32 protein-coding genes and 1 pseudogene are annotated in these 25,528 nt (G+C 74.3%); 18 read left to right on the top strand and 15 right to left on the bottom strand.

Translation table 11 applies throughout. The features are described from left to right. Positions 1 to 10: 10 nt before the first annotated feature. Positions 11 to 835: an SDR family NAD(P)-dependent oxidoreductase gene (locus Q3W71_RS06775; protein WP_302918396.1), complete on the bottom strand. Its 825-nt coding sequence runs from the start codon at positions 833 to 835 to the stop codon at positions 11 to 13. A gap of 127 nt (positions 836 to 962) precedes the next feature. On the opposite strand from Q3W71_RS06775, the gene Q3W71_RS06770 reads away from it, so the two are divergent. Further along, positions 963 to 1,919, top strand: a complete 957-nt coding sequence (locus Q3W71_RS06770; RefSeq protein WP_302918395.1) for a CoA ester lyase — start codon at positions 963 to 965, stop codon at positions 1,917 to 1,919. Between the two features lie 59 nt (positions 1,920 to 1,978). Here the strand turns inward: Q3W71_RS06770 and Q3W71_RS06765 are convergent, their stop codons facing one another. Next, positions 1,979 to 2,488, bottom strand: a complete 510-nt coding sequence (locus Q3W71_RS06765; protein WP_302918394.1) for a DUF4190 domain-containing protein — start codon at positions 2,486 to 2,488, stop codon at positions 1,979 to 1,981. A gap of 117 nt (positions 2,489 to 2,605) precedes the next feature. Between Q3W71_RS06765 and Q3W71_RS06760 the strand changes: the two genes are divergently transcribed. Further along, entirely contained in the window at positions 2,606 to 3,514 is a 909-nt protein-coding gene (locus Q3W71_RS06760) for an SDR family NAD(P)-dependent oxidoreductase (protein WP_302918393.1), read from the top strand. Here Q3W71_RS06760 and Q3W71_RS06755 read toward each other — a convergent pair. Beyond that, positions 3,508 to 4,047, bottom strand: a complete 540-nt coding sequence (locus Q3W71_RS06755) for a DUF4190 domain-containing protein (protein ID WP_302918392.1) — start codon at positions 4,045 to 4,047, stop codon at positions 3,508 to 3,510. The genes Q3W71_RS06760 and Q3W71_RS06755 overlap by 7 nt on opposite strands. A 179-nt stretch (positions 4,048 to 4,226) precedes the next feature. Between Q3W71_RS06755 and Q3W71_RS06750 the strand changes: the two genes are divergently transcribed. Next, positions 4,227 to 5,423 carry an acyl-CoA dehydrogenase family protein gene (locus Q3W71_RS06750; protein ID WP_302918391.1) on the top strand — a complete coding sequence of 399 codons (1,197 nt, stop codon included), beginning with the start codon at positions 4,227 to 4,229 and terminating at the stop codon, positions 5,421 to 5,423. Positions 5,424 to 5,489: 66 nt separating this feature from the next. Here the strand turns inward: Q3W71_RS06750 and Q3W71_RS06745 are convergent, their stop codons facing one another. From Q3W71_RS06745 to Q3W71_RS06735, 3 genes are all read right to left on the bottom strand, one after another. Next, positions 5,490 to 6,029: a DinB family protein gene (locus Q3W71_RS06745; protein WP_302918390.1), complete on the bottom strand. Its 540-nt coding sequence runs from the start codon at positions 6,027 to 6,029 to the stop codon at positions 5,490 to 5,492. A gap of 128 nt (positions 6,030 to 6,157) precedes the next feature. After that, complete coding sequence (locus Q3W71_RS06740; RefSeq protein WP_302918389.1) at positions 6,158 to 6,565, bottom strand: CoA-binding protein; 408 nt, start codon at positions 6,563 to 6,565, stop codon at positions 6,158 to 6,160. Positions 6,566 to 6,627: 62 nt separating this feature from the next. Then, a complete protein-coding gene (locus Q3W71_RS06735; protein ID WP_302918741.1) occupies positions 6,628 to 8,502 on the bottom strand; it encodes an intein-containing Rv2578c family radical SAM protein in 1,875 nt (624 codons plus the stop codon). A 102-nt stretch (positions 8,503 to 8,604) separates the two neighbouring features. Here Q3W71_RS06735 and Q3W71_RS06730 point away from each other — a divergent pair, with 102 nt between their 5' ends. After that, the gene (locus Q3W71_RS06730; protein ID WP_302918388.1) at positions 8,605 to 9,018 is read left to right on the top strand and encodes a thiol-disulfide oxidoreductase DCC family protein; all 414 of its coding nucleotides are present in this window, start codon (positions 8,605 to 8,607) and stop codon (positions 9,016 to 9,018) included. A gap of 38 nt (positions 9,019 to 9,056) precedes the next feature. Here the strand turns inward: Q3W71_RS06730 and Q3W71_RS06725 are convergent, their stop codons facing one another. From Q3W71_RS06725 to trxA, 3 genes are all read right to left on the bottom strand, one after another. Beyond that, the gene (locus Q3W71_RS06725) at positions 9,057 to 9,977 is read right to left on the bottom strand and encodes an HTTM domain-containing protein (protein WP_302918387.1); all 921 of its coding nucleotides are present in this window, start codon (positions 9,975 to 9,977) and stop codon (positions 9,057 to 9,059) included. Further along, positions 9,974 to 10,414: a hypothetical protein gene (locus tag Q3W71_RS06720; RefSeq protein WP_302918386.1), complete on the bottom strand. Its 441-nt coding sequence runs from the start codon at positions 10,412 to 10,414 to the stop codon at positions 9,974 to 9,976. The genes Q3W71_RS06725 and Q3W71_RS06720 overlap by 4 nt, the downstream gene beginning before the upstream one ends. 121 nt (positions 10,415 to 10,535) lie before the next feature. Beyond that, entirely contained in the window at positions 10,536 to 10,898 is a 363-nt protein-coding gene (gene trxA / locus Q3W71_RS06715; protein WP_302918385.1) for a thioredoxin, read from the bottom strand. A 540-nt stretch (positions 10,899 to 11,438) separates the two neighbouring features. On the opposite strand from trxA, the gene Q3W71_RS06710 reads away from it, so the two are divergent. The 11 genes from Q3W71_RS06710 (at position 11,439) to Q3W71_RS06660 (ending at position 19,871) form a co-directional block, all read left to right on the top strand. Continuing rightward, positions 11,439 to 11,954, top strand: coding sequence for a MaoC family dehydratase (locus Q3W71_RS06710; RefSeq protein ID WP_088997256.1), 516 nt, complete (start codon positions 11,439 to 11,441; stop codon positions 11,952 to 11,954). A 100-nt stretch (positions 11,955 to 12,054) separates the two neighbouring features. Next, a complete protein-coding gene (locus Q3W71_RS06705; RefSeq protein WP_302918384.1) occupies positions 12,055 to 12,588 on the top strand; it encodes a hypothetical protein in 534 nt (177 codons plus the stop codon). 62 nt (positions 12,589 to 12,650) lie between these two features. Next, positions 12,651 to 13,274 (top strand): RNA methyltransferase, encoded by a 624-nt coding sequence (locus Q3W71_RS06700; RefSeq protein ID WP_302918383.1) that lies wholly within the window; start codon positions 12,651 to 12,653, stop codon positions 13,272 to 13,274. Between the two features lie 97 nt (positions 13,275 to 13,371). Then, positions 13,372 to 14,058, top strand: coding sequence for a DUF6758 family protein (locus tag Q3W71_RS06695; RefSeq protein WP_368050300.1), 687 nt, complete (start codon positions 13,372 to 13,374; stop codon positions 14,056 to 14,058). Positions 14,059 to 14,174: 116 nt separating this feature from the next. After that, positions 14,175 to 14,333 (top strand): hypothetical protein, encoded by a 159-nt coding sequence (locus Q3W71_RS06690; protein WP_007455302.1) that lies wholly within the window; start codon positions 14,175 to 14,177, stop codon positions 14,331 to 14,333. 6 nt (positions 14,334 to 14,339) lie between these two features. Continuing rightward, complete coding sequence (locus Q3W71_RS06685) at positions 14,340 to 15,209, top strand: PH domain-containing protein (RefSeq protein ID WP_302918382.1); 870 nt, start codon at positions 14,340 to 14,342, stop codon at positions 15,207 to 15,209. Between the two features lie 102 nt (positions 15,210 to 15,311). Then, complete coding sequence (locus tag Q3W71_RS06680; protein WP_302918381.1) at positions 15,312 to 16,085, top strand: SigE family RNA polymerase sigma factor; 774 nt, start codon at positions 15,312 to 15,314, stop codon at positions 16,083 to 16,085. Continuing rightward, the gene (locus Q3W71_RS06675) at positions 16,082 to 17,338 is read left to right on the top strand and encodes a hypothetical protein (protein ID WP_302918380.1); all 1,257 of its coding nucleotides are present in this window, start codon (positions 16,082 to 16,084) and stop codon (positions 17,336 to 17,338) included. Before Q3W71_RS06680 ends, Q3W71_RS06675 begins: the two co-directional genes overlap by 4 nt. A gap of 32 nt (positions 17,339 to 17,370) precedes the next feature. Further along, positions 17,371 to 18,237 carry a PHP domain-containing protein gene (locus Q3W71_RS06670; RefSeq protein WP_302918379.1) on the top strand — a complete coding sequence of 289 codons (867 nt, stop codon included), beginning with the start codon at positions 17,371 to 17,373 and terminating at the stop codon, positions 18,235 to 18,237. 40 nt (positions 18,238 to 18,277) lie between these two features. After that, on the top strand, positions 18,278 to 18,892 hold the full coding sequence (locus Q3W71_RS06665; protein ID WP_302918378.1) for a MarC family protein: 615 nt from the start codon (positions 18,278 to 18,280) through the stop codon (positions 18,890 to 18,892). Positions 18,893 to 18,935: 43 nt separating this feature from the next. After that, positions 18,936 to 19,871, top strand: a complete 936-nt coding sequence (locus Q3W71_RS06660; RefSeq protein WP_302918377.1) for a PD-(D/E)XK nuclease family protein — start codon at positions 18,936 to 18,938, stop codon at positions 19,869 to 19,871. 54 nt (positions 19,872 to 19,925) lie between these two features. Here Q3W71_RS06660 and Q3W71_RS06655 read toward each other — a convergent pair whose 3' ends face one another. Then, positions 19,926 to 20,789, bottom strand: a complete 864-nt coding sequence (locus tag Q3W71_RS06655; RefSeq protein WP_302918376.1) for an oxygenase MpaB family protein — start codon at positions 20,787 to 20,789, stop codon at positions 19,926 to 19,928. Between the two features lie 207 nt (positions 20,790 to 20,996). Continuing rightward, positions 20,997 to 21,425 (bottom strand): Fur family transcriptional regulator, encoded by a 429-nt coding sequence (locus Q3W71_RS06650; protein WP_302918375.1) that lies wholly within the window; start codon positions 21,423 to 21,425, stop codon positions 20,997 to 20,999. A gap of 257 nt (positions 21,426 to 21,682) precedes the next feature. On the opposite strand from Q3W71_RS06650, the gene Q3W71_RS06645 reads away from it, so the two are divergent. Beyond that, positions 21,683 to 22,165 carry a DUF2231 domain-containing protein gene (locus tag Q3W71_RS06645; protein WP_302918374.1) on the top strand — a complete coding sequence of 161 codons (483 nt, stop codon included), beginning with the start codon at positions 21,683 to 21,685 and terminating at the stop codon, positions 22,163 to 22,165. Between the two features lie 84 nt (positions 22,166 to 22,249). On the opposite strand, the gene Q3W71_RS06640 is transcribed toward Q3W71_RS06645, so the two are convergent. Continuing rightward, positions 22,250 to 22,633: a hypothetical protein gene (locus Q3W71_RS06640; protein ID WP_302918739.1), complete on the bottom strand. Its 384-nt coding sequence runs from the start codon at positions 22,631 to 22,633 to the stop codon at positions 22,250 to 22,252. A 467-nt stretch (positions 22,634 to 23,100) separates the two neighbouring features. Here Q3W71_RS06640 and Q3W71_RS06635 point away from each other — a divergent pair, with 467 nt between their 5' ends. Further along, on the top strand, positions 23,101 to 23,280 hold the full coding sequence (locus tag Q3W71_RS06635; RefSeq protein WP_167181392.1) for a hypothetical protein: 180 nt from the start codon (positions 23,101 to 23,103) through the stop codon (positions 23,278 to 23,280). Between the two features lie 207 nt (positions 23,281 to 23,487). Here the strand turns inward: Q3W71_RS06635 and Q3W71_RS06630 are convergent, their stop codons facing one another. Then, on the bottom strand, positions 23,488 to 24,162 hold the full coding sequence (locus Q3W71_RS06630) for a flagellar biosynthesis protein FlgA (protein WP_302918373.1): 675 nt from the start codon (positions 24,160 to 24,162) through the stop codon (positions 23,488 to 23,490). 239 nt (positions 24,163 to 24,401) lie between these two features. Here Q3W71_RS06630 and Q3W71_RS06625 point away from each other — a divergent pair, with 239 nt between their 5' ends. Next, positions 24,402 to 24,644, top strand: a complete 243-nt coding sequence (locus Q3W71_RS06625; RefSeq protein ID WP_302918372.1) for a hypothetical protein — start codon at positions 24,402 to 24,404, stop codon at positions 24,642 to 24,644. A 14-nt stretch (positions 24,645 to 24,658) separates the two neighbouring features. Here the strand turns inward: Q3W71_RS06625 and Q3W71_RS06620 are convergent. Further along, a pseudogene (locus Q3W71_RS06620) lies at positions 24,659 to 24,865 on the bottom strand (FmdB family zinc ribbon protein); the annotation flags it as partial. Next, complete coding sequence (locus Q3W71_RS06615) at positions 24,862 to 25,512, bottom strand: 5-formyltetrahydrofolate cyclo-ligase (protein WP_302918371.1); 651 nt, start codon at positions 25,510 to 25,512, stop codon at positions 24,862 to 24,864. The gene Q3W71_RS06615 and the pseudogene Q3W71_RS06620, both read right to left, overlap by 4 nt. Between the last annotated feature and the right edge of the window lie 16 nt (positions 25,513 to 25,528).

Raw genomic sequence — 25,528 nt, 5'->3', positions numbered from 1 at the left:
GCAGGCTGCGTCACTCGGCGATGCCGACCGCCTTGGCGCTGGCCGTCCAGAGCCGGGCGGCCAACCCCGGGTCGGCGGCCTTGCGCAGCGGCCGGCGCGGCCGCCGGTCGAAGTAGTAGCCGCCGTCGACCAGCCGGGCCGGGTCCTGGTTGGCCAGCCAGACCAGCGTCTCCGCCCCCTTCTCCGGGCTGCGGAACGGCAGCATCCGCATGCCGAGCGCGACCAACCGGCTGTCGTTGCCGAACCGGGTGCGCACCACGCCGGGGTGGAAGCAGTACGACAGCACCTGCGGCCAGCGCCGCGCCGCCTCGGCGGTGAACAGGATGTTGGCCTGCTTGCTGGTGCCGTACGCGGTCATCGCCCGGTAACGGCGCAGTGGCGCGTTCAGGTCCTCCGGGTCCAGGATGCCGCTGCGGTGCGCCCCGGAGGCGGTCACCACCATCCGGCCGATCCGGTCCCGCAGCAGGTTGCTGAGTAGGAACGGGGCGAGGTGGTTGGCCTGGATCGACAGCTCGAACCCGTCCACCGTGGTCAGCGGCTGGAGCACGATCGCGCCCGCGTTGTTGGCCAGCACGTCGATCCGGTCGTACGCGGCCCGCAGCCGCTCGGCCAGCCCGCGTACGTCGTCGAGCACCGCGAAGTCCGCCCGGAACAGCTCGGGCCGCTCCCCGGACGCCTCCCGGACCTGCTCGGCCGCCGCCTGCAACCGCGCCGGGTCGCGGCCGACCAGTACCACCTGGTCACCGCGGCGCGCCAGGTCCACCGCCGCCGCCAGGCCGATCCCCGAGCTGGCCCCGGTCACCACCACGAGTCGGCGCCCAGTGACATCTTCCACAGGTCCATTCACCCCGGTCATGGCGCGAGGTTACCGTGGCGTCACAACGCCCTTTGGGATCGTTAAGTTCTCGGATTCTCGTCTGCTGGCGTCGGCGTGCCCGCCGCACGCTGGAAGGAGCGCACCCATGGCCGCAGTCGGTCGCCCCCGCCGGTCCTGCCTCGCGGTACCCGGTTCCAGCGTCAAGATGCTCGGCAAGGCCCAGGGCCTCCCGGCCGACCAGGTCTTCCTCGACCTGGAGGACGCGGTCGCCCCGCTGGCCAAGCCGGACGCCCGGAAGAACATCGTGGCCGCGCTCAACGAGGGCGACTGGTCCGGCAAGACCCGGGTGGTCCGGGTCAACGACCTGACCACCCCGTGGACCTACCGGGACGTCATCGACGTGGTCGAGGGGGCCGGCGCCAACCTCGACTGCGTCATGCTGCCGAAGGTGCAGAACGCGGCCCAGGTGCAGTGGCTCGACCTGACGCTCACCCAGTTGGAGAAGACCCTCGGCCTGGAGGTCGGCCGGATCGGCATCGAGGCGCAGATCGAGAACGCCGCCGGCCTGGTCAACGTCGACGCGATCGCCGCCGCCTCGCCCCGGGTCGAGACGATCATCTTCGGCCCGGCCGACTTCATGGCCTCGATCAACATGAGGTCGCTCGTGGTGGGCGCGCTCATCCCGGACTACCCGGGCGACCCGTACCACTACATCCTGATGCGGATCCTGATGGCCGCGCGGATGCACGACAAGCAGGCCATCGACGGCCCGTTCCTGCAGATCCGCGACGTGGACGCGTTCCGCGAGGTGGCCAAGCGCTCGGCCGCGCTGGGCTTCGACGGCAAGTGGGTGCTGCACCCGGGCCAGATCGACGCCGCCAACGAGGTGTACTCGCCGGCCCAGGCCGACTACGACCACGCCGAGTTGATCCTCGACGCGTACGAGCACTACACCTCGGAGGCGGGCGGCAAGCTGGGCGCGGTGATGCTCGGCGACGAGATGATCGACGAGGCGTCCCGCAAGATGGCGCTGGTGATCGCGGCCAAGGGGCGGGCGGCCGGGATGACCCGGACGTCCAGCTTCACCCCGCCCGCGGAGTAGCCCCGCACCGCTCCTTCGCCGTGCCGCCCCGGTCGAGCCGGGGGCGGCACGGCGCGTTCTCAGTAGCTGCTGCTGGTGTTGTCGGCCTGCGTGATCGCGAAGACGATGGCCGCCGCGTAGAAGAGGATCGCCAGCACCAGCAGACCGGTGAAGATCCAGCCGACGATGATGGCGGCCTTGGCCATGCCCTCGCCGCCCTCGCCGGTCTGCCGGATCTGCTTCTGGGCCACGTGCCCGAGGATCGCCCCGACCGGGGCGGTGATGCAGGACCCGACGCCGACCAGGGAGAGCACCAGCGCGGCGATGGCGAGGCCGTTGGTCTTCTGCTGCGGCGGGTAGCCGTAGCCGTAGGCGGGCGGCGGGTAGGCGCCGGCGGCGTACGGGTCGCCGGGCTGGCCGGGCGACTTCATACCGGCGTACGGGTCGCCGCCGGGGTAGGGATCGGCGGCGGTGGGCTGGGTGGGCACGGGCTGACCACTGATCGGCAGGGTCGGATCGGCCGGTGGACTCGACTGCTGGCCCGACCACGCCGGGTCGTTCCAGCCGCCCGACGGCGGGGGATAAGTCATGCGTCTTCTCCGTAGGGTGCGGGTGCGGGGTCAGGGTAGCCACCGCGGGGCAAACCGCGTGGTCCCGCCACCGGGGGTCGCGTTGCCCGGGCGGGGAGAACCGGGCAGGATCCTGACATGGTGATTGACGCGCGAGCGGCGGACCGCTCCGGCAGCCGACCGCGACGGGACGCGAGCCGCCCCGGGCTGGCCCGGCGCAGCCGGGCGGGCGTGGCCGTGGCCGCCCCCGGACAGGACGAACCGGCGCCGCTGCCCGAGCCGGTGACCATGCGGCTGGACGGGAAGGTCGCCCTGGTGACCGGGGCGGGCAGCCCGGACGGCATCGGCTACGCGACCGCGCGTCGCCTCGCCGACCTGGGCGCCCGGGTGGCCATCGTCTCCACCACCCGGCGGATCCACGAACGGGCCAGCGAGCTGGGGGTGATTGGGTTCGTCGCCGACCTCACCGACGAGTCCGAGGTCGGCGCGCTCGCCGACGCCGTGGCCGAGCAGCTCGGCGACGTGGAGGTGCTGGTCAACAACGCCGGTCTGGCCAGCCGGGCCAGCCCCGAGGTGCTGCGCCCGGTGGCCCAGCTCAGCTACGACGAGTGGCGCGGCGAGATCGACCGGAACCTGACCACCGCGTTCCTGTGCAGCCGGGCGTTCATCGGCGGGATGGCCGAGCGCGGCTGGGGGCGGATCGTGAACCTGGCGGCGACCGCCGGGCCGGTCAACGCGCTGCCCACCGAGGCGGCGTACGCGGCGGCGAAGGCGGGCGTGGTCGGGCTGACCCGGGCGCTGGCGATGGAGATGATCGCCGACGGGGTGACCGTGAACGCGGTAGCGCCCGGCACCATCTACACCGCGGCGTCCACCATGGCCGAGATCAAGCAGGGCCTCGGTACGCCGGTCGGCCGGCCGGGCACGCCGGACGAGGTGGCCGCCGCCATCGCCTTCCTCTGCTCGCCGGCCGCCTCCTACATCACCGGCCAGATGCTGGTGGTGGACGGCGGCAACAGCGTCCGCGAGGCGCAGTTCCGTCAGTAGGTGGTGCCGTCCACGCCGGTGAACGCGACCAGCGCGATCCAGCCGCAGCAGACGAGCAGGCCCAGCCCGGTGAAGACGTAGCCGAGGATCAGCCCCCAGGTGGCCAACTGGTCGCCCTCCTCGCCGCTGGTCCGCAGCTGCCGCTTGGCCAGGTGGCCGAGGACGATGCCGGCGGGCGAGAACACGAACGCGAAGACCAGCGAGAGGATGGCCAGCACGTTCGTCCCCCGGGTCGGCCCGGGTGACGGCGGTCCGTACTGGCCGTAGGGCCCCTGCGGGGCGTACGGGGGCTGCTGCCCCCACTGCGGGGCGTGCGGGAGCTGACCGGGCTGCTCGTACGACGGCTGCCCGTACGCCGGCTGCTGCTCGTACGACGGCGGCCCGTACCCCGACGGGGGCTCCTGTCCCGGTGGCTGGCCGTAACCCGACGAGGGCTCCGGCCCGGGGAAGGGCTCCTGCCCCGGGGGCGGCGGTTCCCACGGCGACGGCGGTCGGTCCGGATCCGGCGGACCCGGCGGCGGTGGCTGGCTCACGGGTGTCCTCCTCCTGCCGGTGGCGGATCACGCCCCTCTTGCCGGACGCTACCGGTAGCGGTGAACCTTTTCACAGCGGTTGTGTGGACTGGTCACCTTGGCCTCGCCGGCCGCGCGGCCGATACTGACCGAGCGTTCAGTTACCCATGAGTAAGGCGCCGATCCCCCCGGAGGCTGAGATGGCTCGACTCGCCCAGACGCCCGGCCTGACCGACGAGCAGCGGTCGATCCTGGAAACCGTCCGGGAGTTCGCCGACAAGGAGATCATCCCGCACGCGCAGCGGCTGGAGCACGCCGACGAGTACCCCACCGACATCCTCGACGGGATGCGCGAGATGGGGCTCTTCGGCCTCACCATCGCCGAGGAGTACGGCGGCCTGGGCGAGTCCCTGCTGACCTACGCGCTGGTGGTCGAGGAGCTGTCCCGGGGCTGGATGTCGATCTCCGGCATTGTCAACACCCACTTCATCGTGGCGTACCTGATCTCGCAGCACGGCTCGGCCGAGCAGAAGGCCCGGCTGCTGCCGAGGATGGCCACCGGCGAGGTGCGCGGCGCCTTCTCGATGTCCGAACCGGAGTGCGGCTCCGACGTCTCGGCGATCAAGTCCCGGGCGGTCCGCGACGGCGACAACTACGTCATCAACGGCCAGAAGATGTGGCTGACCAACGGCGCCTACTCGTCGGTGGTGGCCACCCTGGTGAAGACCGACACCGGCGCCGACTCCGTCTACGGCAACATGAGCACCTTCCTGCTGGAGAAGGAGCCCGGCTTCGGCGAGACCGCGCCCGGCCTGACCATCCCCGGCAAGATCGACAAGATGGGCTACAAGGGCGTCGAGACCACCGAGATGGTGCTCGACGGGGTGACCGTGCCCGCCACCGCGGTGCTCGGTGGCGCGGAGAAGGTCGGCCGCGGCTTCTACCAGATGATGGACGGCATCGAGGTCGGGCGGGTCAACGTCGCCGCCCGCGCCTGCGGCATCTCCATCCGGGCCTTCGAGCTCGCCGTCGCGTACGCCCAGCAGCGCCGCACCTTCGGCCAGCCGCTCGCCAGGCACCAGGCCGTCGCCTTCAAGCTCGCCGAGATGGGTACCAAGATCGAGGCGGCGCACGCCCTGATGGTGAACGCGGCCCGGCTCAAGGACGCCGGCCAGCGCAACGACGTCGAGGCCGGCATGGCCAAGCTGCTCGCCTCCGAGTACTGCGCCGAGGTGGTGCAGGAGGCGTTCCGCATCCACGGCGGCTACGGCTACTCCAAGGAGTACGAGATCGAGCGGCTGATGCGGGAGGCCCCGTTCCTGCTCATCGGCGAGGGCACCTCGGAGATCCAGAAGACAATCATCTCCCGCGGTCTGCTCAAGGAGTACAAGCTCTGACCCGGTGAGCACTCTCCCGCCCGGTCAGGCCCGGTGCCCGCGCGCCGTGCCGCCGGGCGGCTCCGGCTACCCGGGCATCGTCGCGCCGCCCGCGGCGCGGAGCAGGCGGAGCTGGCCGATCTCGGCGACGTTCTTCATCAGCTCGGCGTTGACCCAGCCGACGGTGTGGGCGACCGTGTGCGCGGGGTCGTCCTGCCAGGGGAACGGCGCGGTGGCGTCCAGGTCGGCGTCGGTCAGCCCGTCGAGCAGGGCGAGCCACCGGGATCGCAGGTCGCGCAGCCAGGCGATGGTCGGTTCGCCCGGCCCGGGCCAGCGGATCTCCTCGCGTGGCGGCGCGGGGCGCCCGTGCGACCGGTCGATCGCCACCGTCCACCACCAGCCGATGTGCCAGGTGAGCCAGCCGATCGTGGGCACCGGGACCGGGTCGGGTTCGGCGTCCGCCCAGTCGGGCGTCCAACCGCCGTCCGGGTCGGGCCGGACGGTCCAGCAGTGCGGGGTCGGCTCCCAGCGGAAGTCGGCCGGTTGGAGCCGGTCGAGGTGGTACTCGAACAGCGCCCAGGTCAGGTCGAACTGCCAACGCAGCAGCGTGCGGGGAGGTACCGGCATCAACGGATCATGGCGCCGCGCACCCACCCGCGTCGACCGGATTCGCCGGACGGTGGCGGTGCCGGGCGGCGCGCGCCCTCCGGCGCGGCGCCCGGCCGGTTCAGCCCGTCCGGCTCAGCCCAGGCGGTTCAGCTCAGGCGGGTCAGGCCGGCGGCGGCGCGCTCGATGATCAGGCAGCGGTCCTCGACGTAGTCGATGCCCGCCTCGGTGGCGATCCGCCGTGCCTCGGGCGAGACGATGCCGAGTTGCAGCCAGACCGCCGGCGCGCCGATCGCCACCGCCTCGCGGACCACCTCGACCGCGTCGGCGGCCGGCCGGAAGATGTCGACCAGGTCGACCGGGTGCGGGATGTCGGCCAGCGAGCGGTAGGCCCGCTCGCCGAAGAGTTCGTCCGCCGTCGGGTTGACCGGGATGATCCGCCAGCCGTACCGCTGCATCTGCAACGGCACGCTGTGCGCGGCCTTGCGGGGGTCGCGGGACGCGCCCACGACGGCGATCACGGCGGAGTCGGCGAGGATCTGCTGAGCGGAGCGCACGCGCCGACTCTAACCCCGCCCGGCGGTCGACCGTCGCCGAGCGGCCGGCTCCGGACGGCGACTCACAGCAGGGTCAACTGCTCGGTGGCCGGGGGCGCCGGCGGCTCGGGCAGGCTACGGTTCTCGCCGCGATCGGCCCGGTGCAGGCCGTGCCGGCGGGCCGCGATCCGCACCCGCGCGGTCAGCTCCCGCTGGTACGCCTGCGGGGCGTAGGCGCCGGAGCGGTAGAGCTCGCGGTAGCGGGGCACCAGCTGCGGGAACTCCCGCCCGAGCCAGCGCGCGTACCACTCGCGGGCGCCGGGGCGCAGGTGCAGCGCCAGCGGGGTGACGCTGGACGCGCCCGCCGCGGCGATCGCCGACACGGTGGCCTCGATCGACTCGTCGCTGTCGCTGAGGCCGGGCAGGATCGGCGCCATCAGCACGCCCACCTCGAAGCCCGCGTCGGTGAGCGCCCGGACGGCGTCCAGCCGCCGGCGCGGGCTGGGGGTGCCGGGCTCGACGGCTCGCCAGAGCCGCTCGTCGACGAAGCCGACCGAGTAGGAGACGCCGACCCGGGTCACCTCGGCGACCTGCCGCAGCAGCGGCAGGTCGCGCAGCAGCAGCGTGCCCTTGGTGAGGATGGAGAACGGGTTGGCGAAGTCGCGCAGCGCCGCGATGATCTGCGGCATCAGCCGGTAGCGTCCCTCGGCCCGCTGGTAGCAGTCGACGTTGGTGCCCATCGCGATGTGCGCGCCCCGCCAGCGCGGCGCGGCCAGCTCCCGCCGGACCAGCTCCCCGGCGTTGACCTTGACGATCACCTTGCGGTCGAAGTCCGCCCCCGCGTCCAGGTCGAGGTAGGTGTGCGTGTTGCGGGCGAAGCAGTTGTGGCTCACCACGCCGTTGGCGATGAAGTCGCCGGTGCCGGTGGTGATGTCCCACAGCGGCAGCTCCACCCCGAGCGGCTCCACGGCGGTGACGCGCGGCGCGGCGAGGCGGGGGACCCGGACCCCGTCGATCAGCCGCCCCCGCGGCCGCCGCGGCTCGGCCAGGTGCAGGAACCGCAGCCGCTCGCGCAGCCCGCCGGTCAACCGGAGCTGCCGGGGGCGGCCGGGGAGGTTGTGGTCCTCGCGGACGAAGGTGAAGCCGAACCGGTCGAGCGCCGCGGTCACGTCGTGGAGGCGCTCGTCGTCCGCCACGCTGATCCGCAGGGCGTCGCTGCTGCACCTGCCCCCGAGGTCGAAGGCCCCGGCCAGCAGGCCGAGCCACCAGTCGTCGGCGGGGCGCTCGGCCGGGTCGGCGCCGGCGCCACCGGAGGCGTCGAGCGGGGCCGAGCCGGCCCGGGCCGTCGCGTGCAGATAGCCCCGACGGTAGTCGGTGGAGCCCTTGTGCCCTTCGTGGAACCGGCCGGTGCCGATCAGCCGTTCCCCGCACGCCAGGCGCCGGCGCCGGCCCGGCTCCGGAGCGACGTAGCGCCAGCCCTCGCCGGACAGGAAGCGGTGGTCGCCGCTGGCGACCAGGGTGGTGCCGTCGTCCAGCGTGACCCGGTGGGCCGGCTTCACGGTGGACCACTTGGCCAGCACCGTGGTCACCACGTAGCGGCGGTGGTCGCCCTGGCGCCGCGTGCCGTAGATCCGCTCGCCGATCTCCAGGTCGCGGATGGGCTTGGTCCGCCCGTCCGCGAGCAGGACCAGCGTGTCGCCGGAGAGGCAGTAGACACACGCGTGCGAGCAGCCCCGGTAGGGGTTGACGGTCCACTCGAACGGGACGCGGGAGGCGCCGGGAACCTTGTTGATGATGGACTTGGCGCGCACCTCGTAGAACGTCATGCCGGCGAAGCCGGGGGTGTCGAAGGTGCGGGCGACCGCGCCGGGCAGCGCCAGCGGCAGGGGTGGCGTCGCTGGCGCTGCCCGCCCGGGAACGCCCTCGTCCGGGGGAGCGGAGAGGTTGTCCCAGCGCATGGGTTCCATTCGAACATGCGTACGAGTCGAACGCAAGCGACCCGCCGTGTTCCCGGCCACCTCGACCGCCGGCCCGGGCCCGGGTGGGTGGAGGATGGGGGCATGGAGAGGTCGACGTTCGTCTACGACGGGGATTGTGCGTTCTGCACCCGCTGCGCCGAGTTCATCGAACGCCGGATCCCGACCGGCGCCCGGGTGCTGCCCTGGCAGTTCGCCGACCTGGCCGCGCTCGGCCTGACCGAGGCCGAGTGCGAGGAGGCGGTGCAGTGGGTGGGCGCCGACGGCTCCCGCGCCGCCGGCCCGGACGCGATCGCCAGGCTGCTCGGCGACAGCGGGCCGCTCTGGCGGGTGGCCGGCGCCGGCCTCCGCTTCCCGCCGGTGCGCGCGGCCGCCTGGCCGGCGTACCGCTGGGTGGCCCGCAACCGGCACCGGCTGCCCGGTGGCACCGCCGCCTGCGCGCTGCCCCAGGAGGCGCGGGAACGCCTCTACGGCCCGGCCGGTCGCCCCGGCGCCTGACCGACCTCCCCGCCCGGCGGACGCCCGCCGGGCCCGTCCTACGACCCGGCCGGCTCCGCGACCGCCGGGTCCGCCAGTGGCGGCGCCCCCGGCGGTGCCTCGACCTCGACGGGTCGGCGGTCCCCCGGATCGCGCCGGCGGCCGACGAGCCGGCCGGCCCAGACCAGCGGCCGGACCCGCTCCAGCGGCAGGAAGCTGGTCATCGCCGCCAGGTGCGGGGCGAACGAGATGGTGATGGTCGCGAACGTCACCAGGTGGAACGAGTAGAAGAAGCCCACCGTGTACAGCCGCCACCGTCCCCGGAGCAGGAAGATCGCCGGGCTGGCGAGTTCGAACGCGACGATGCCGAACTGGGCGACGATCAGCAGGTACGGCACGCTGGCGATCAGATCGGCCAGGTCGGTGCCACGGCGGATGATCGCCCGGGCCAGCACCGAGCCGGTCAGCCAGTCGAGGCCGCCGAAGCGCAGCTTGGCCCAGGCGGCGAGGAAGTAGGTGCAGATCACCGCGATCTGGGTGACCCGCAGCGCCCAGCCGCCGGCCTCGGTGCGGGTCGGGTCGCCGTGCCGGGCCCGGCCGGCGGTGGGCAGCACCGCGAGCGCCACCAGCAGGCCGAACCGGTCGTGGTCGACCTTGCCGTAGCTCATCGCCACGATCATCCACTCGAAGTAGAGCGCGAAGACCGTCCAGCCGAGCAGCCGGGGCGCCCGGCCGGTCGCGGCCAGCAGGGCGAACAGCAGCAGCGCCCAGAAGATGACGTCGACCAGCGCCGGGGTCGGGGTGGGCAGCGGCAGCAGCCGGCCGACCAGCAGCGGCTGGTAGAGCTCGCCGGGCACCGCGACCCGGGTGCGCACCCAGGGGGTGAACAACGCCAGGTCCGCGGCGACGAAGAGATAGATCAGCGTACGGAAGGCGGCCACCCGCGCGCGGGGGACCGGCTCGGTCAGCCAGCGGGTCATCGGGGGGCCTGCCAGCTCACCACTGTCTCGTCGGTCCACCGGCCGGTCGGCCGGCCGTCCCGGATGCCGTGCCAGCGGATCACGATGCGGACCTCGACCAGCCGTGCCGCGTCCGGGTTGCGTTCGGCGTACGCGTCGGCCACCTCGGCGAGCAGCGCGGGGTCGGCGGCGTAGCGGTCCTGCTGGCCCTCGATCTCGGCCCGGCGGATGCCGGTGGCCCGCTCACCCAGGCCGACCACGGCCCCGGTGGCGTCGATCCCCTCGACCCGGGTGTCCGGGGCGGGGGAGCTGGGTGGGTTGGACGTCGAGTACATCCGGAACGGCCCGAACGGGAAGTGGTCGTCGGTGCCCCAGACGGTGCCGGCCAGCAGTAGCGCCAGCCCGAGCGCGGTGGCGGCGATTCGGGCCGCGCGGCCGCGGGCGGTCAGAGTCTCCATCGGGTCGTGACGATACGCGACGCGCCGCGGCGCGCGGGGGCGTGCGAGCGGTCTGCCGTGTCCGCCGCCGGACACGCCGACGGCCGGGCCCCGTGGTGGGACCCGGCCGTCGTGTGGTCGGTCAGTGCTTGTGCTCGGCAAGCTGCTTGCGGACGTCGTCCATGTCGAGGGCCTCGACCTGTTCGATCAGGTTCTCCAGCGCCGACTCGGGCAGCGCGCCCGGCTGGGCGAAGACGATCACACCGTCACGGATGGCCATGATCGTGGGGATGGACCGGATGTCGAACTTGGCGCCCAGTTCCTGCTGCGCCTCGGTGTCCACCTTGCCGAAGACGATGTCCGGGTGCTTCTCCGACGAGCGCTCGTAGACCGGGGCGAACCGCTTGCAGGGACCGCACCAGTCGGCCCAGAAGTCGACCAGGACGATGCCGTCGCCGCTGGTCACCTCGTCGAAGTTTGCCGTGGTCAGCTCTACGGTTGCCATGGGAGTCTCTCCGATCACCGCGGAATAGCTACGTCTGGTGGAACGAGGACGTACCCCGTCGGATTCCCGTCCCGGGGGTGCGGAAACATGCTCGCCGAGGTGATCCTCATCATCGACGGCCGTCTGTCGGATCGGCCCGTGCGGTCCGCAAATGCAGTACGCATTTGCGTGACCCGATGTGATGGGAGCGTTTCCAAGGAGATCGACCGCCGCTTCCGGCACCGCTCGGTAACTTCGCGCCTGACAAGCGGGGATTCCGCCCCCGGAGATCGCTTACGGCTCGGCCAATCATGACGGAGAGTAGTGTTACAAAAAGATAAATGTGACCTCCGTCTCTGTCCGCTGCCGGTCCGCGTCCGGCAGAATCTTCCGCATCAGAGCGTGGGCGGCGGGTGCCGGGGAGGGCCCCGCCGCTCATTGCGTCTCCCCCCGGGTCGGCCGGTGTGACATTTCCCCACGGCCCACGCCCCGCTCTTCTCCTTAACCCTCGATAAGGCATGCTGTGCCGAACTCCATCGCCGCCCGTCGAAGGGGACAAGGATGCAGTTCGGCCGCTACTACGAGGAGTTCGAGGTCGGCGCGGTCTACCGGCACTGGCCGGGCAAGACGGTCACCGAGTACGACGACCACCTCTTCTGCCTGCTCACCATGAACCACCACCCGCTGCACATGGACGCGCACTACGCCGAGACGGCGAGCCAGTTCAAGCGCAACGTGGTGGTGGGCAACTACATCTACTCCCTGCTCCTGGGCATGTCCGTGCCGGACGTCAGCGGCAAGGCGATCGCCAACCTCGAGGTCGAGTCGCTGCGGCACGTCGCGCCGACCTTCCACGGCGACACCATCTACGGCGAGACCACCGTGCTGGACAAGCGGGAGTCCTCCTCGAAGCCCGACCGGGGCGTGGTGGCGGTGGAGACCCGGGGCTACAACCAGGACGGCACGCTGGTCTGCGTCTTCCGCCGCCGGGTGATGGTCCCCAAACGCGAGTACGCGGCCAGCGCCGTCCCCGAGGGCGTCGACCCGGAGCGGCCCAGCTTCCCCGAGCCGCGCTGACCGGTCCGCCGGACCGCACCCGACCCCCGCGCCCGCGACGCGACGGGCCCCTTCCACCCCGGTTCCGGGTGGAAGGGGCCCTTTTCCCGATCCGGGGCATATGCTGGCGCCGGAGGTCCCCATGAGCCACTCCCTCGCCGGAGAGCCGCCCTCTGCCGGTCGCCGTACCGCACCGCTGACCACCGCCGTCTACTCCGCCGCCGAGTGGGATCTGCTGACCGACCTGCCCGGCCGGGTCGTCGTGGCCGCCGCCGCGCCCGGCCCCGGGCGGCCCCGCCGGGGCGTCGCCGCCGGGCTGGCCGGCCTGGACGCGGTCGCCGCCGGCCGGGCCTTCGACAGCGACCTGGTCCGCGCCGTGGTGGCCGCGATCTACGCCCGGCACGACGGCGCGGTCGAGCCGACCGACCGGCTCACCGACCTGGTGGACCTGCTCGCCGCCTGCCGCGCCGCGGCGCGGGTGCTGCGCCGGCGGGCCGATCCGGCCGACTCGGCGGCGTACCGGCAGTGGGTGCAGTCGGTGGCCGCCCGGGTCTGCCGGGCGGCGCCGGCCGGCCCACCGGGGCCCGCCGCCGGGGAGTCGCCCGCCGACCGCCGCTTCCTCGACCGCCTGGGCGGCGCGCTGGGGCTGCGCTGAGCCGCACCGGTTCCCGGGGCCACGCCGGTGCTCCGGCGCCCGGGCCGTACCCTCTCCAGACCGTGACCGATGAGCAGCCCGACGTCGGCGTGGGACCGTGGCCCGGAGACCCGCCGGACGACCCGCGCTACGACCCCGTGCTGCTCGCCGAGGGCGACCGGCGCAACGTGGTGGACCGCTACCGGTACTGGCGGCGCGAGGCGGTGGTGGCGGACCTGGACCGGCGCCGGCACGACTTCCACGTGGCCATCGAGAACTGGCAGCACGACTTCAACATCGGCACGGTGGTCCGCAACGCCAACGCCTTCCTCGCCGCCGAGGTGCACATCGTCGGCCGGCGCCGGTGGAACCGCCGCGGCGCCATGGTGACCGACCGCTACCAGCACGTCCGGCACCACCCGACGATCGAGGAGTTCGTCGCCTGGGCGGCGGAGCGGGACCTGCCGGTGGTCGGCATCGACAACCTGCCCGGCTCCCGGCCGCTGGAGACCACCACCCTGCCGCGACGCTGCGTCCTGCTCTTCGGGCAGGAGGGGCCGGGCCTGTCCGACCCGGCCCGGGCCGCCTGCGCCCAGCTCTTCTCGATCGCCCAGTACGGCTCCACCCGGTCGATCAACGCCGGGGTGGCCAGCGGCATCGCCATGCACGCCTGGATCCGCGCCCACGCCGGCCCGCCGCCGGACTGAGCGGCACTACCGCACCCGGCGGTCGCCGGGCACCGAAACCGGCGCTCCGCTTGACGGACCGGCGGTGCGGGGTGACGGTGGAAAGGTGAGTGTCGCGGTGAGTTGTCCCAGGTGCGGTGGTCCGGTCCGGGCGCCGGACCTGATGCACAGCGAATCGCGTTGCCTGGACTGCGGGCCGGTCCCGCCGCTGCACGTGCCCGAGCACATCGGAGCGGAGATCGTGGCCAGTGTGGTCGACCGGATCACCGCCGCCGCCGAGCCGCCGAAGCGGCCGGCCGCACCGCTGTGGTGCCCGTGGCCGTTGCCGACCGGCTGGACGATGACCGGCGTGGCGTACGCCGGGGACGACCGCACCGGCGTCCGGGCCACCGCGGTCGCCTGCGCGGGCCCGTCGCCGCTCGCCGGCGGCCCGGCCGACCTGGTCTTCGTGGCCGAGGAGCCGGGCGTCGGCCTGGGCACCCGGCTCGCCGGCATGCCCGGCCCGGATCCGGGTCCACAACTGGCGGACGCGTTGACCGACCCCGGGCCGGGACACCCCGAGCACGTCGGGCAGGCTCGGATCAAGGTGGGCGGTCACCCGACTCCACTGTGGTTGGTGAATTCACCGGCGGATCGAAGCGCGTACGCGGGCGAGGCTCGGGGAATGTGGCTGCATGCGATAGCCTGGCCGGCGAGTGCGGGGCACCTGCTCGCGGAGGACGTCGTGCTGCACGACCTGACCGAGTGGACACCCCCCGAACTCGTGTACGGCGCACCGTCTCCGTACCTGCACGGGAGGGCTTGACATGGCTCCCGGAATGACGGAGAACGGACGCAGATATTCACTGTACGACACCACACTGATACTCTGGGTGCCGCTGCGGTAATGGGACCCGGCGCCGCGCGAGAGGATGGCCCGCCATGGTCAAGAAGGTCCTCACCTGGGCCGGAATCGCATTCTTGATCTTCTTCGTCGCCTACCGGCCGAACTCCGCGGCGGACGTGTTCAAGTCGCTGGGTGGCGGCATCATGGACATCGCCCAGGGCTTCGGCGACTTCTTCACCAGCCTCGTCGCCTGACCGCCGATGGGCAGCCCCTCCGGTCCACCCTTCGACCCCGACGACCCCGACCGGGAGCGCCGGGAGCGCGACACGGAGCCGATCCCGCCGTACCGGCCCGACGACGGGCCGGGCTACGGCTCCGGTCCGGGCCTCTCCGACGGCCCCTCCCTCTCCGACGACGCCGGCTACGGCGCCGGGGCGGGCTACGCCAGCGAGGGTCGCTCGGGCCGGGCCTGGGTCCGTGACCCCGAGGCCGGTTACCCCTCGATCTCCGAGGAGGAACTGGCCGGGCTGCGCGCCGACGCCGCCGGCATGACGCCCCGCCGGGTGCTGCCGCTGGAGGACGAGCCAAGCTCGCTGGTCGCCCGCTACCTCTTCCCCACCGAGCGCTACCGGGGCGAGTGGAAGCGGCACTGGATCCACCTCTCCACCCCGCTGCTGGTCGGCATCGCCGCCACCTTCGTGCTCGGCTACCTCTCCGGCTTCCTCGCCGGTCAGGACGTCGGCGCGCTCACCACCATCGCCGTGCTGCTCTGGTTCGCCGTGATGGGCTGGGTGGCCTGGAAGGTCGCCGACTGGTGGTACGACCGCTTCATCCTCACCAACAAGCGGGTCATGGTGGTCAACGGCATCATCACCCGCCAGGTGGCGATGATGCCGCTGGTCCGGGTCACCGACATGAAGTACGAGCAGACCCCGGCCGGCCGGGCGCTCAACTACGGCACGTTCGTGCTGGAGTCCGCCGGCCAGGAGCAGGCGCTCCGCGAGATCAAGAACCTGCCCAACCCGAACGAGCTCTACCTGCGTGTGGTCGAAGAGATGTACGAGCCGCAGGCGGTCGAGGCGCGGCTGGGCAAGGAGGCCGACGAGGCCAAGGCCGACGACGGGGCGTGAACGTTTTCGTCCGAACATCGGATGAACTGCACACCTTTGGGCGTCGACCCGACCCGTCCGGGCATGGCAGCCTGCCAGGCAGGACAGGGCGCGGAGGTGGACGTGGCGAGCAGGGACCCGCTGGAGGAGGAGTTCCGCGACTTCGTCGCGGCCCGTTCCGGCGCCCTGCTGCGTACGGCGTACCTGCTCACCGGTGACTGGGCCACCGCGGAGGACCTGCTCCAGACCGCGCTGACCAAGACGTACCTGGCCTGGAAGCGGCTCGGCGGGATCGAGGCCATCGAGCCGTACGCCCGCCGGGTCATGGTCAACACCTCGACCAGTTGGTGGCGGCGGCGCTGGCACGGTGAGCGCCCCACCGAGGTGCTGCCCGAGCGGGCCGGGGTCGACGAGATCGAGCAGCAGCTCGACCGCGACCTGCTCTGGCGGCACCTGAACGCCCTGCCCGCCCGGCAGCGGGCGGTGCTGGTGCTGCGCTTCTACGAGGACATGTCCGAGGCGCAGACCGCCGCCCTGCTGGAGATCTCACCCGGCACCGTGAAGAGCCAGACCTCCCGCGCGCTGAACACCCTGCGCCGCCGGCTGGGCGCCGAGGCGGCCCTCGACCTGCCCGCCGAGGCCGAGCCGACGCCGGCCCGGCCGCCCGCCGCCCGGCGCGCCGCCGGCCGGGGCGCCGCACCGGCCCCCCGGTCGGGCGCCGCGACGGCCACCCCGGCCACCGCCCCCATCCCGGACGCCCCGACGATGGTGCCCGCCGGGGCGCCGGCGGAGGCGAAGGCCGCCCCGACACCCGAGCCGGACCCCGAGGCCGTCCCGGTGACCGTGCCGGTCCGGTCCGGCCTACCGGCGGGCACCGTCGCCATGGAGGCCCGGTGACCACCCGGTCGGGTCGCCGTGGCAACCAGACGGCCGGCCCGACGCGTCCAGTCCACGTGCGGCAGGACGACCTGGAACGTGCGGTGCGGGAGACGCTGTCCCGCCAGGTCGCCGTGCCCCACGCGCTGGCCACCGACCCGGCCGGGCTGGCGATCCGCCGGGCCGACCGGATCCGCCGCCGGCGCACCGTCGCCGGGCTGGCCCTGGCCACGGTGGCCACCGCGCTGCTGACCACCGGGATGGCGCAGCTCGGCGAGGAGCAGGGGCCGCACCGGACGCCGACAGTGGTGCTCGGCGACCCGTACGCCTCGCCGCTGCCGGAACCGACGGCGGCCGTGACCGCACCGGTCGGCCCGGACCGCGGTGGGGTGGATCTGATCATCGGCAGCACCCTCGCCGGCGCGGACGGCGGCCGGATCCCGCTGCTCGACGTCGGCCCGGCCGAGCGGGCCCAGCGGGCACCGGAGGGTGGTGGCTGGCTGGTGGTCGGCGCACCGACCGCCGCCGGCCGCTCGCTCTGGCTGGTGCCGCCGCGGGGCGCGGCGCAGGTGTTGCTGGCCGGCGCGGAGCAGATCGCGCTCAGCGACGACGGACGCCAGGTCGCCTGGCGGGAGGGCGCCGACCTGGTCGCCGCCGGCATCGTCGGCGGCCAGCTCGTCGCCACCGTCCGCGCCGCGCTGCCGGCCGCGGCGGAGCCGGTACGGTTCGTCGGCGACCGGGTGCTGGTCCGCCTCGACCCGGCCCGGCCCGGGCACCTCGTCTGGCGGCCGGGCGGCGAGATGCCGGCACCGGGCGCCGGCGACACCAGCCGGCACGTCTACGGCCGCCTGCCCGACGGCCGGCTGGTCGCCCAGGTGTCCGCCGGCACGCCGCGCCGGCCCTGCCTCGCCCTGCTCGACCCGGGCCTCGCCCCGGTGCGTACCGCCTGCGGGCCGAGCCTGGCCGCCGACGGCCGCGGCGCGGTCTCGGCCGACGGCCGGTGGCTGGTGCTGAACGGGCGCGCCGAGGGCGGGGACGCCGCGCTCCTGGTCGACCTGACGGCGCTCGCCTCCGGCACGCTGACCGCGCGACCGGCCGGGCCGCCGCTGGCCGGGGCGGTCGCCTGGCAGACGGACCAGACAGTGGTCTACGCCGACGCCGCGGGCGGCCTGGTCCGGGCCGCGGTGGAACCGGTGCTCGCCGGCCAGCGGGCCACCCCCACCCCGGTGCCGGGGCTGCGCACGGGGGAGCGCCTGGTGGTGGTCACCGGATGACCGGCGGCGGGCCGGCCGGGTAGCGTCGGGCGGTGAGTTCCCGCCCGCGGATCGACCTGCACACCCACTCCACCGCCAGTGACGGCACCCTCGGCCCGGCCGAGCTGGTGCGGGCGGCCGCCGACGCCGGGCTGGACGTCGTGGCGCTCACCGACCACGACACCACCGCCGGTTGGGAGCCGGCGCTGCGGGCGCTGCCGGCCGGGCTCCGCCTGGTGCGCGGCGCCGAACTCTCCTGCCGCTGGTACGGCCCGGACTCGCCGGTGCCGCTGCACCTGCTGGCGTACCTCTTCGATCCGGAGCACCCCGCGCTGGTCGCGGAGCTGGCCCGGGTGCGGCTCGCCCGGCAGGTGCGCGGCGAGCGCATCGTGGCGCTGCTGCGGGCGGACGGCATCGACGTCAGCTGGCCGGAGATCCTCGCCGCCGCGGCCGGCGGCACGGTGGGTCGGCCGCACATCGCGCAGGCGCTGATCCGGGCCGGCCTGGTGGCGAGCACCACGGAGGCGTTCGGGCCGGACTGGCTGGGGGAGCGCTACCGGCTGCCCAAGGAGGACATCGACGTCTTCCACGCGGTCCGGCTGGTCCGGGCGGCCGGTGGCGTGCCGGTCTTCGCCCACCCCCGGGCCACCCGGCGGGGACGGATCGTGCCGGACGAGCTGATCGCCGACCTGGCCGGAGCCGGCCTCGCCGGCCTGGAGGCCGACCACGAGGACCACTCGCCGGCCGAACGGGCGCACGTCCGCGCGCTCGCCGCCGAGCTGGGCCTGCTGGTGACCGGGTCGTCGGACTTCCACGGCACGCACAAGACGGTGCGGCTCGGCGCCTTCCACACCGCCCCCGAGGCGTACGAGCGGATCGTCGCCGAGGCGTCCGGGGTGACCGAGGTCGCTTCCGGCTGATCCGCGTTTTCGCCCCCGGCGCCACGGCTACCTTGATCACGTGGATGTCAAGGTGTTCGGCGAGGTCTTCGTGACCCTGCTGGTGATCGTCGACCCGCCGGGCATGATGCCCATCTTCCTCGCGCTGACCGGTCCGCTGCCGGCCCGGGACCGCAACCGGGCGGCCTGGCAGGCGGTCGCGCTGGCGCTCGGGGTGATCGTCGTCTTCGCGGTGGCCGGGCAGACCATCCTCGACTACCTGCACGTGGACCTACCCGCGTTGCAGGCCGCCGGCGGCCTGCTGCTGATCCTGGTCGCGCTGGAACTGCTGACCGGCAAGACCGACGACCCGAGCCAGCAGACCACCTCGAACATCGCCCTGGTCCCGCTCGGCACGCCGCTGCTGGCCGGGCCGGGCGCGATCGTGGCGACAATGCTCTTCGTCCAGCAGTCCGACGGTGCGGCGGACTACACCGCCGTGGCCGCCGGGATCGTGGCGGTGATGCTCGCGGTCTGGATCGTGCTCCGGTTCTCCGGCGGGATCGTCAAGATCCTGCGTCCGGGCGGGATCGAGGTACTCACCCGGATCGCCGGTCTGCTGCTGGCCGCCATCGCCGTGCAGCTCATCGCGGACGCGGTGGCGGCCTTCGTGACCCAGTACACCGGCGGGGCCTGACCGCCGAACCGGTTCTGTCGGGGTCGGATGGCAGGATCCGGGTGTGCGACGAGCCTCTTCTGCCGGTCGACCGTCCGCCGCGGGCCGGGCGCCCCGACCCCGTGACGCCCAGCCCGAGCAGCTCGGCTTCGACGGCATGCCCGAGCGGCTCTTCGTCTGCACGCCCAGCAAACTCGGCACCTACCTCGACTGCCCCCGGCGCTACCGCTACTCCTACGTCGACCGTCCGGCCCCGCCCAAGGGCCCGCCCTGGGCGCACAACTCCCTCGGCGCCAGCGTGCACACCGCCCTGCGCAACTGGTACGCGCTGCCGCCCGAGCGACGCCGGCCGGAGGCCCTGGCCGGGCTGCTCAAGGGCACCTGGGTCCGCGAGGGCTACCGCGACGACGAGCAGGAGCGGTCCGCCTACCGGCGGGCGCTGAGCTGGCTGGAGTCCTACGTGGCCACCCTCGACCCGGCGGAGGAGCCGCTCGGTGTGGAACGGGTGGTCGCGGTGAAGACCGGGGTGCTGGCCTTCAACGGCCGGGCCGACCGGATCGACTCCCGCACCGGGTCGGACGGCCCGGAGTTGGTCATCGTCGACTACAAGACCGGCCGCACCGGGCTGGACGCCGACGACGCGCGCGGCTCGCAGGCCCTGGCCCTCTACGCGTACGCGGCCGAGCGGGTGTTCCGCCGGCCGTGCCGCCGGGTGGAGCTGCACCACCTGCCCACCGGCACGGTGGCCGGGCACGACCACACCGTCGAGTCGCTCGCCCGGCAGGTGTCCCGGGCCGAGGAGACCGCGCGCGACATCATGGCCGCCGAGCGGGCCGTCGCCGACGGCGGCGACCCCGACGCGGAGTTCCCCACCACGCCGGGCCCCCGCTGCGGCTGGTGCGACTACCGGCGCAGCTGCCCGGCCGGCGCGCAGGCGCCGGGCAAGGAGCCGTGGGCGGCCATCGAGCGGCCCAGCGACGCGCTCCCCGGTCAGGAGTGATGCCGCCTTCCCGGAGTTCGTGGCCGGCCGCCGCCGGCCGACCCCGGTCGCCGGTCAGCCGCCCAGTGGGGTGGCGGTGAGTCGGGCGGCCCGCGCCTTGGCCGCCTGCTGCATCGGCCCCTCCCGGTAGCGGCGGGGCAGCGCGGCGAGGGCGAGGCGCAGCGCCCGCACCGTCAGGTCCGCCGAGAGCGCGGTGGTCGGCAGGCCGAGGCCGCCGTACATCCGCCGGGCCCAGGCCGGCAGCAGCGCCAGCGCGGTGCCGGCGATCCCGAAGTACGCCCACCGGGGCGGGCCGAGGGTGAGGCCGACCCGGACCGGCAGGCTGAGCTTCCACGGCAGCGGCGGGGCGGTGAGGAAGAGCGCGGTCTCCGCCGCCTCCCGGGTCATCCGCAGCTCCGGGCGGATTCGCCGGTAGTACTCCGCCACCTCGGCGGCGGTGCCGGGCACGCTCTGCGGGTCCAGGCCGACCAGGGCGGCGGCCCGGCGCTGCTCGGTGTAGTAGCCGTCCACCTCGTCGTCGGTCAGCGGCAGCCCGGCCCGGCGCGCCGTGTCGAGGAACGACTCGATCTCGGTGACGTGCACCCAGCGCAGCAGGTCGGGCTCGTCGATCCGGAACTCCTCCCCGGTGGCCGGGTCGGTGGCCCGCATCCGGGCGTGCAACCGGCGCAGCCGCAGCCCGGCCGCCTCGGCCTCGGCGGTGGTGCCGTAGATGGTGGTGGCCACGTAGGTGGCGGTGCGGACCAGCCGTCCCCACGCGTCGGTGCGGTAGTTGCTGTTCTGCGCCACCCCGGCCATCGCCCGCGGGTGCAACGCCTGGAGGTAGAGCGAGCGCAGGCCGGCGACCAGCAGGATCGGCTCCTCGTGCACCTTCCAGGTCACCGAGCCGGGGCCGAACAGGCCGACGTCATCCGAGTTCACCGAACCAGCGTGCCACGGCCGGGGGCGGTTCCGGCGGCCGTGCTCCGCCTGGCGGCCGTGCTTCGCCTGGTGGCCGTGCTTCGCCTGGTGGCCGTGCTTCGCCTGGTGGCCGTGCTCCGCCTGGTGGCCGTGCTTCGCCCCGGTGGTGGTGGGAGACCGGCTCGACCCGGCCGTGCCGTGCGGACCGGGCCGCCGGGCCGGTCGGTGTCAGTCGTCGGCGGAGCGGCGGGCCTGGCAGGCCGGGCAGAGGCCCCAGAAGGTCACTTCCGCCTCGTCCACCTCGAAGCCGTTGTCGATGTTCGGGTCGAGGCAGGGGGCGGAGCCGACCGCACAGTCGATGTCGGCGATCTCGCCGCAGCCCCGGCAGACCACGTGGTGGTGGTTGTCGCCGACCCGGGCCTCGTACCGGGCGGGGCTGCCGGCCGGCTCGATCCGGCGGGACAGGCCGGCCCGGGACAGCGCGCCGAGGACGTCGTAGACGGCCTGGGTGGAGACCGAGTCGAGGCGCTCGCGCACCCGCCGGGTGATCTCGTCCACCTCGAGGTGGCCGCCGGCGGCCAGCACCTCGAGCACGGCGAGGCGCGGCCGGGTGACCCGTAGGCCCCTCGACCGGAGCAGATCCTCGCCACTCGACATGTGCCAATGACAGCACGGGCGAACGAGGTCGACAACCGAGCTCCGCGACGAGGTGGCCCCGACCACAGCCCGGTGACCGGCGTTGATCTTCCAGTCGAGTTCGATGGGAGCGCTGCCGATCATTCGGTGAAGATCGTCGCGAGTCCGGTGAACCGGGCCGGCCGGGGGCGCGTGTGACCCGGTGAGAGTCCTGGGCGGGTCGACCGGCGCACCGTACGCTGGCATCCCGCGACCGCGAGCTGCCCCGGAGGTTGTCGATGTTCCTGAAGGTGCTGGGTCTTCCAGTACACGTGCTGGTGGTGCACGCGGTCGTGGTGTTCGTGCCGCTGCTGGCGCTCCTCTCCGCCGCGTACGTGGCGCTGCCCCGGTTCCGGTCCCGGCTGGACTGGGCCGTGGGCGTGCTCGCCGTGATCGCGCCGGTGACCGCGTGGGTGGCCGTCCAGTCGGGGGAGCGGCTGACCGACCACCAGGTGGCGCGGGGCTTCCAGGGCGAGATCCTGGACAAGATCTACGAACACTCCCGGTACGGCGACCTGCTGTTCCGGTACACCCTGCCGCTCGGCATCGGCGCCCTGCTGCTGGTCGCGCTGACCAGTGGGCATCCCCGGGTGCCGCGGCTGCCCAACTGGGCAGTCCCGGCGCTGTCGGTGGTGGTGATCGCTCTGGGGGCCGCGTCCGTGGTGTACGTCTACCTGACCGGGCACTCGGGGGCCGACGCCGTCTGGGGCAACACCTTCTGAGCTACCGGCCGGGCCCCGGCTGCGGGCGGGTCGGCCGGCCAGTGCCTGAGCCGCCGGCCGTCCGGCCGCGGGCGACCCGGCCGGTCAGAAGAGGACGCGCGAGCAGAGCAGGCAGCAGAGCACCACCAGCACCACCCCGGCCACCACGCCCACACCCCAGGTGAACCGCTGCGCCCGCTGCTCCGCCGCGTCGAGCCCGACCATGTCCTGCGGCGGCAGCGGCCGGGGCGGTGGCGGTTGCAGGTGTACCGGTGGCCGCCACCCGGCCGGTGGCGGCACGGTCGGCGGTGGACCGGCGTATCCGCCCGCCGACCGACCCGATGTGGTCGGCGGCGGGGGACCGGCGTACGCGCTGGCCGGCCAACCGGGTGGGGCCGGGGGCGGGTTGGGGGCCGGACCGGCCGGCGGGGTCCAGGCTGAACCACCCGGCGTCGGCGGTGGGGTCCGGGCCGGCTCGGACCGCGGGATTCCGGCGGGCTCGGCCGGTGGGGTCCGGGTTGATCCGGCCGGCGTCGGCGGCGGGGTCCGGGCCGGCTCGGACCGCGGGATTCCGGCGGGCTCGGCCGGTGGGGTCCAGGTTGACCTGCCCGGTGCCGGTGCCGGTGCCGGTGCCGGTGGCGGGGACTGGGCCGGCTGGGCCGGCTCGGCCGGCTCGGCCGGCGGGGCCCAGACTGGATCGCCCGGGACCGGCGTGGTCCGGGCCGGTTGGCTGGGCGCGGCAGGAGGTTGGGGCGGCGCGACGGGGGGTTGGGTCGGCGATCCCTCGGCGCCGGCGTCGGGTCGCCGCCAGTAGTCGTCCGGGGAGCTGCCGGAGCTGGGGGTCGTCACGCCGTCCGACGCTACCAACGCACCCGCCCCACGGCCGGCCGGACGCGGCCGGTCCCACCGGCTCGGTGCCGGTCGGCCGAGGCGCTGCTGCGTTAGTCTTGCCGCTCGTGAGCACCGAGGACCCCGGTACGCCGGTACGCGGCGACGACGACCGCACGGTCGACCTGAGCGACGACTTCGTGGTGCTGCCCGAGCAGACCGCTGACGACACCGACCGGGGCTGGGGTGAGCGGGCCGGCGGGAACGACGACTGGCTGCTCGCCGAGCGCCCGCCGCACTGGGACTGACCCACCGGCCCGGCGCGCTCGGGCGACGCGGGCCGGGAGCGGTGGCGGTGTTGGTCGGAGATCGACACCGTTTCGGCGACATCGGGGTGTCGCCGCCGCCCGGAGACCGCCATATCGGCGATACGGAGTCGATCAGCAGCGGACCCCGCGACGAGCCCGGCGGGGACGATCGCGCGGGCCGGGGTGCGGCTGGCCGTCCGGTGCCGGTCATCCGCGTACCACGACGGCGAAGCGGCTGCCCTCCGGCTGGCTGACGGCGCGGCGCGCCTGGTCGGGCGGGAGCGCGAGGTAGAGCGCCGCGCCGGCGTCGAGGGCGTCCGCACCGAGCACGTCGAGCACCAGGGCCCGGGAGGCCAGCAGGATCCCCGGGCCGTCCGCGCCGGGCGGCACCGCGAGCAGGTCGATCCGGGTGCCCGGGCGTACCACCGCAAGCGCGGCCGGCTCGGCCAGCCCGACCGGCACGCCGACCGCCCCGCTGGGCAGGGGTAGGGGCGCCGGCCGCCCGTCCGGGCCCGCCACCGTCTCACCACCCCCGGGACCGGTCCCGGGCCGGTCCCGGCCGTCGAGCGCCCCGGACTGATCCACCCCCCCGGGCACACCCGAGCGGTCTCCGCTGCCGGCTTGCCGCCCGGCGGGATGTCCGGTCACCGACGTACCGGCGGCCCGGGGCGGTGCGCCGTCGGGCGAGCCGGACGGCGCGGCGGGCGGTGGGCGGGAGCCCGCCGGGCCGGGCGGGCAGCCGGCCGGGGTGTGCAGGACGGCCGCCGCCAGGCCGAGCAGCGCCGCGGCCAGGCCGGCCCGGAACAGGGTCGTACGCCGGGGCAGGCGGGGCCGGCGCAGCGGGCGTAACGCTCTCGCGGAGACCGCGTCGCCACTCGCCATGGCTGCCTCCCCGCCGCCTGGACCGGTACCGGCCGGCCCCGGCACCCGTGGGCAGCAGGCTAGGCGGCGCGGCGGCGATCCGTCGGCTCACCGCCGGCAACCTGTGGACAACGCCGCGACCTGTGGACAACGCCCGCGCGGCAGCGACTTCTGCTACGCCACCGCGACCCCGTCCATCCGCGCCCGGCGCCCGCCACGGCCCCGGCGCGACGAGTTGACCAGGCAACCGCGCTGGCTGAGTGCGCCACCGCAGCGGCGGCGGTGCCGGTCAGGAGGCGGTGCTGCTGGCGGCCGGGGCCTTGCTGGTCGACCCGCCGTTGGACGAGGAGGAGCTGGACGAGCCGGCGGAGCCGTTCGACGCCGAGCCGCTCGACCCGTTGGACGACCCGGACGTGCCGGTCGAGGAGGTGTCGCTCTTGGCCGGCTTGCTGGCGCCGCTGGTGGCCGTCTCCGAGCCGGACGAGCGGGAGTCGGTGCGGTAGAAGCCCGAGCCCTTGAACACGATGCCGACGGAGTTGAAGACCTTCCGCAGCCGCCCCTCACACGCCGGGCACTCGGTCAGCGGCTCGTCAGAGAAGGACTGCACCGCCTCGAGCTGGTGGCCGCACGCGGTGCAGGCGTACTGGTACGTGGGCACGTTCTCCTCCGGAATCTGGCACGGCCGGTTGGCACTCGACGTATTCGAGTGCCAATGGTGCGTCATGTGCCCCGGGTTCGTCCAGCGGAAGTGTGGGGCGCGACACCTGGCGCGATGCCCGACGCGGTGTCCAGCGTACGCACGCCCTCGGCGGGGGTGACCACCGCGCGTACCGGGCGGTCGTGCGGCTCGGCGGGAACCGCCTCGACCAGCTCACCGTCGTGCAGCGGCACCACGGTGAGCGCCGCCGCCGGCACCCGGGCCAGCGCCCGGTCGTACGAGCCGCCGCCGCGGCCCAGCCGCAGCCCTCGGCGGTCCACGGCCAGCGCGGGCAGCACCACCAGCTCGGCACCGGCCACCGCTGACCGGCCCAGCCGCGGCCCGGTCGGCTCCCGCATGCCCCGGCCGGCCGCGACCAGCCCGTCCGGGCCGGTCCAGGGCGCCCAGTCCAGGTCCAGGTCCGCGCGGAGCACCGGCAGCAGCAGCTCACCTCCGGCAGGCAACGCCGCGGCGAGCACCTCGGGCAGCTCCGGCCCGCCCGGCTCGCTGCCCACCGGCACGTACGCGGTCATCCGGCGCGGGCGCAGCCGGCGTACCAGAGCGACCAGCTCGGCCTGGACGCGCGCGGCGGCGGCGGCTCGCTGCGCACCGGTCAGCGCCCGGCGGCGCGCGAGCAGCGCGGCGCGGGCATCCCGCTTCGCCACATGTGCCACATCGGCCGCTTCCGCT

This window comes from Micromonospora sp. C28SCA-DRY-2 (assembly GCF_030519475.1).
Lineage (GTDB): Bacteria > Actinomycetota > Actinomycetes > Mycobacteriales > Micromonosporaceae > Micromonospora.
The sequence above is the reverse complement of the archived record's forward strand: the minus strand, read 5'-3'. Positions and strand labels throughout refer to the sequence as shown.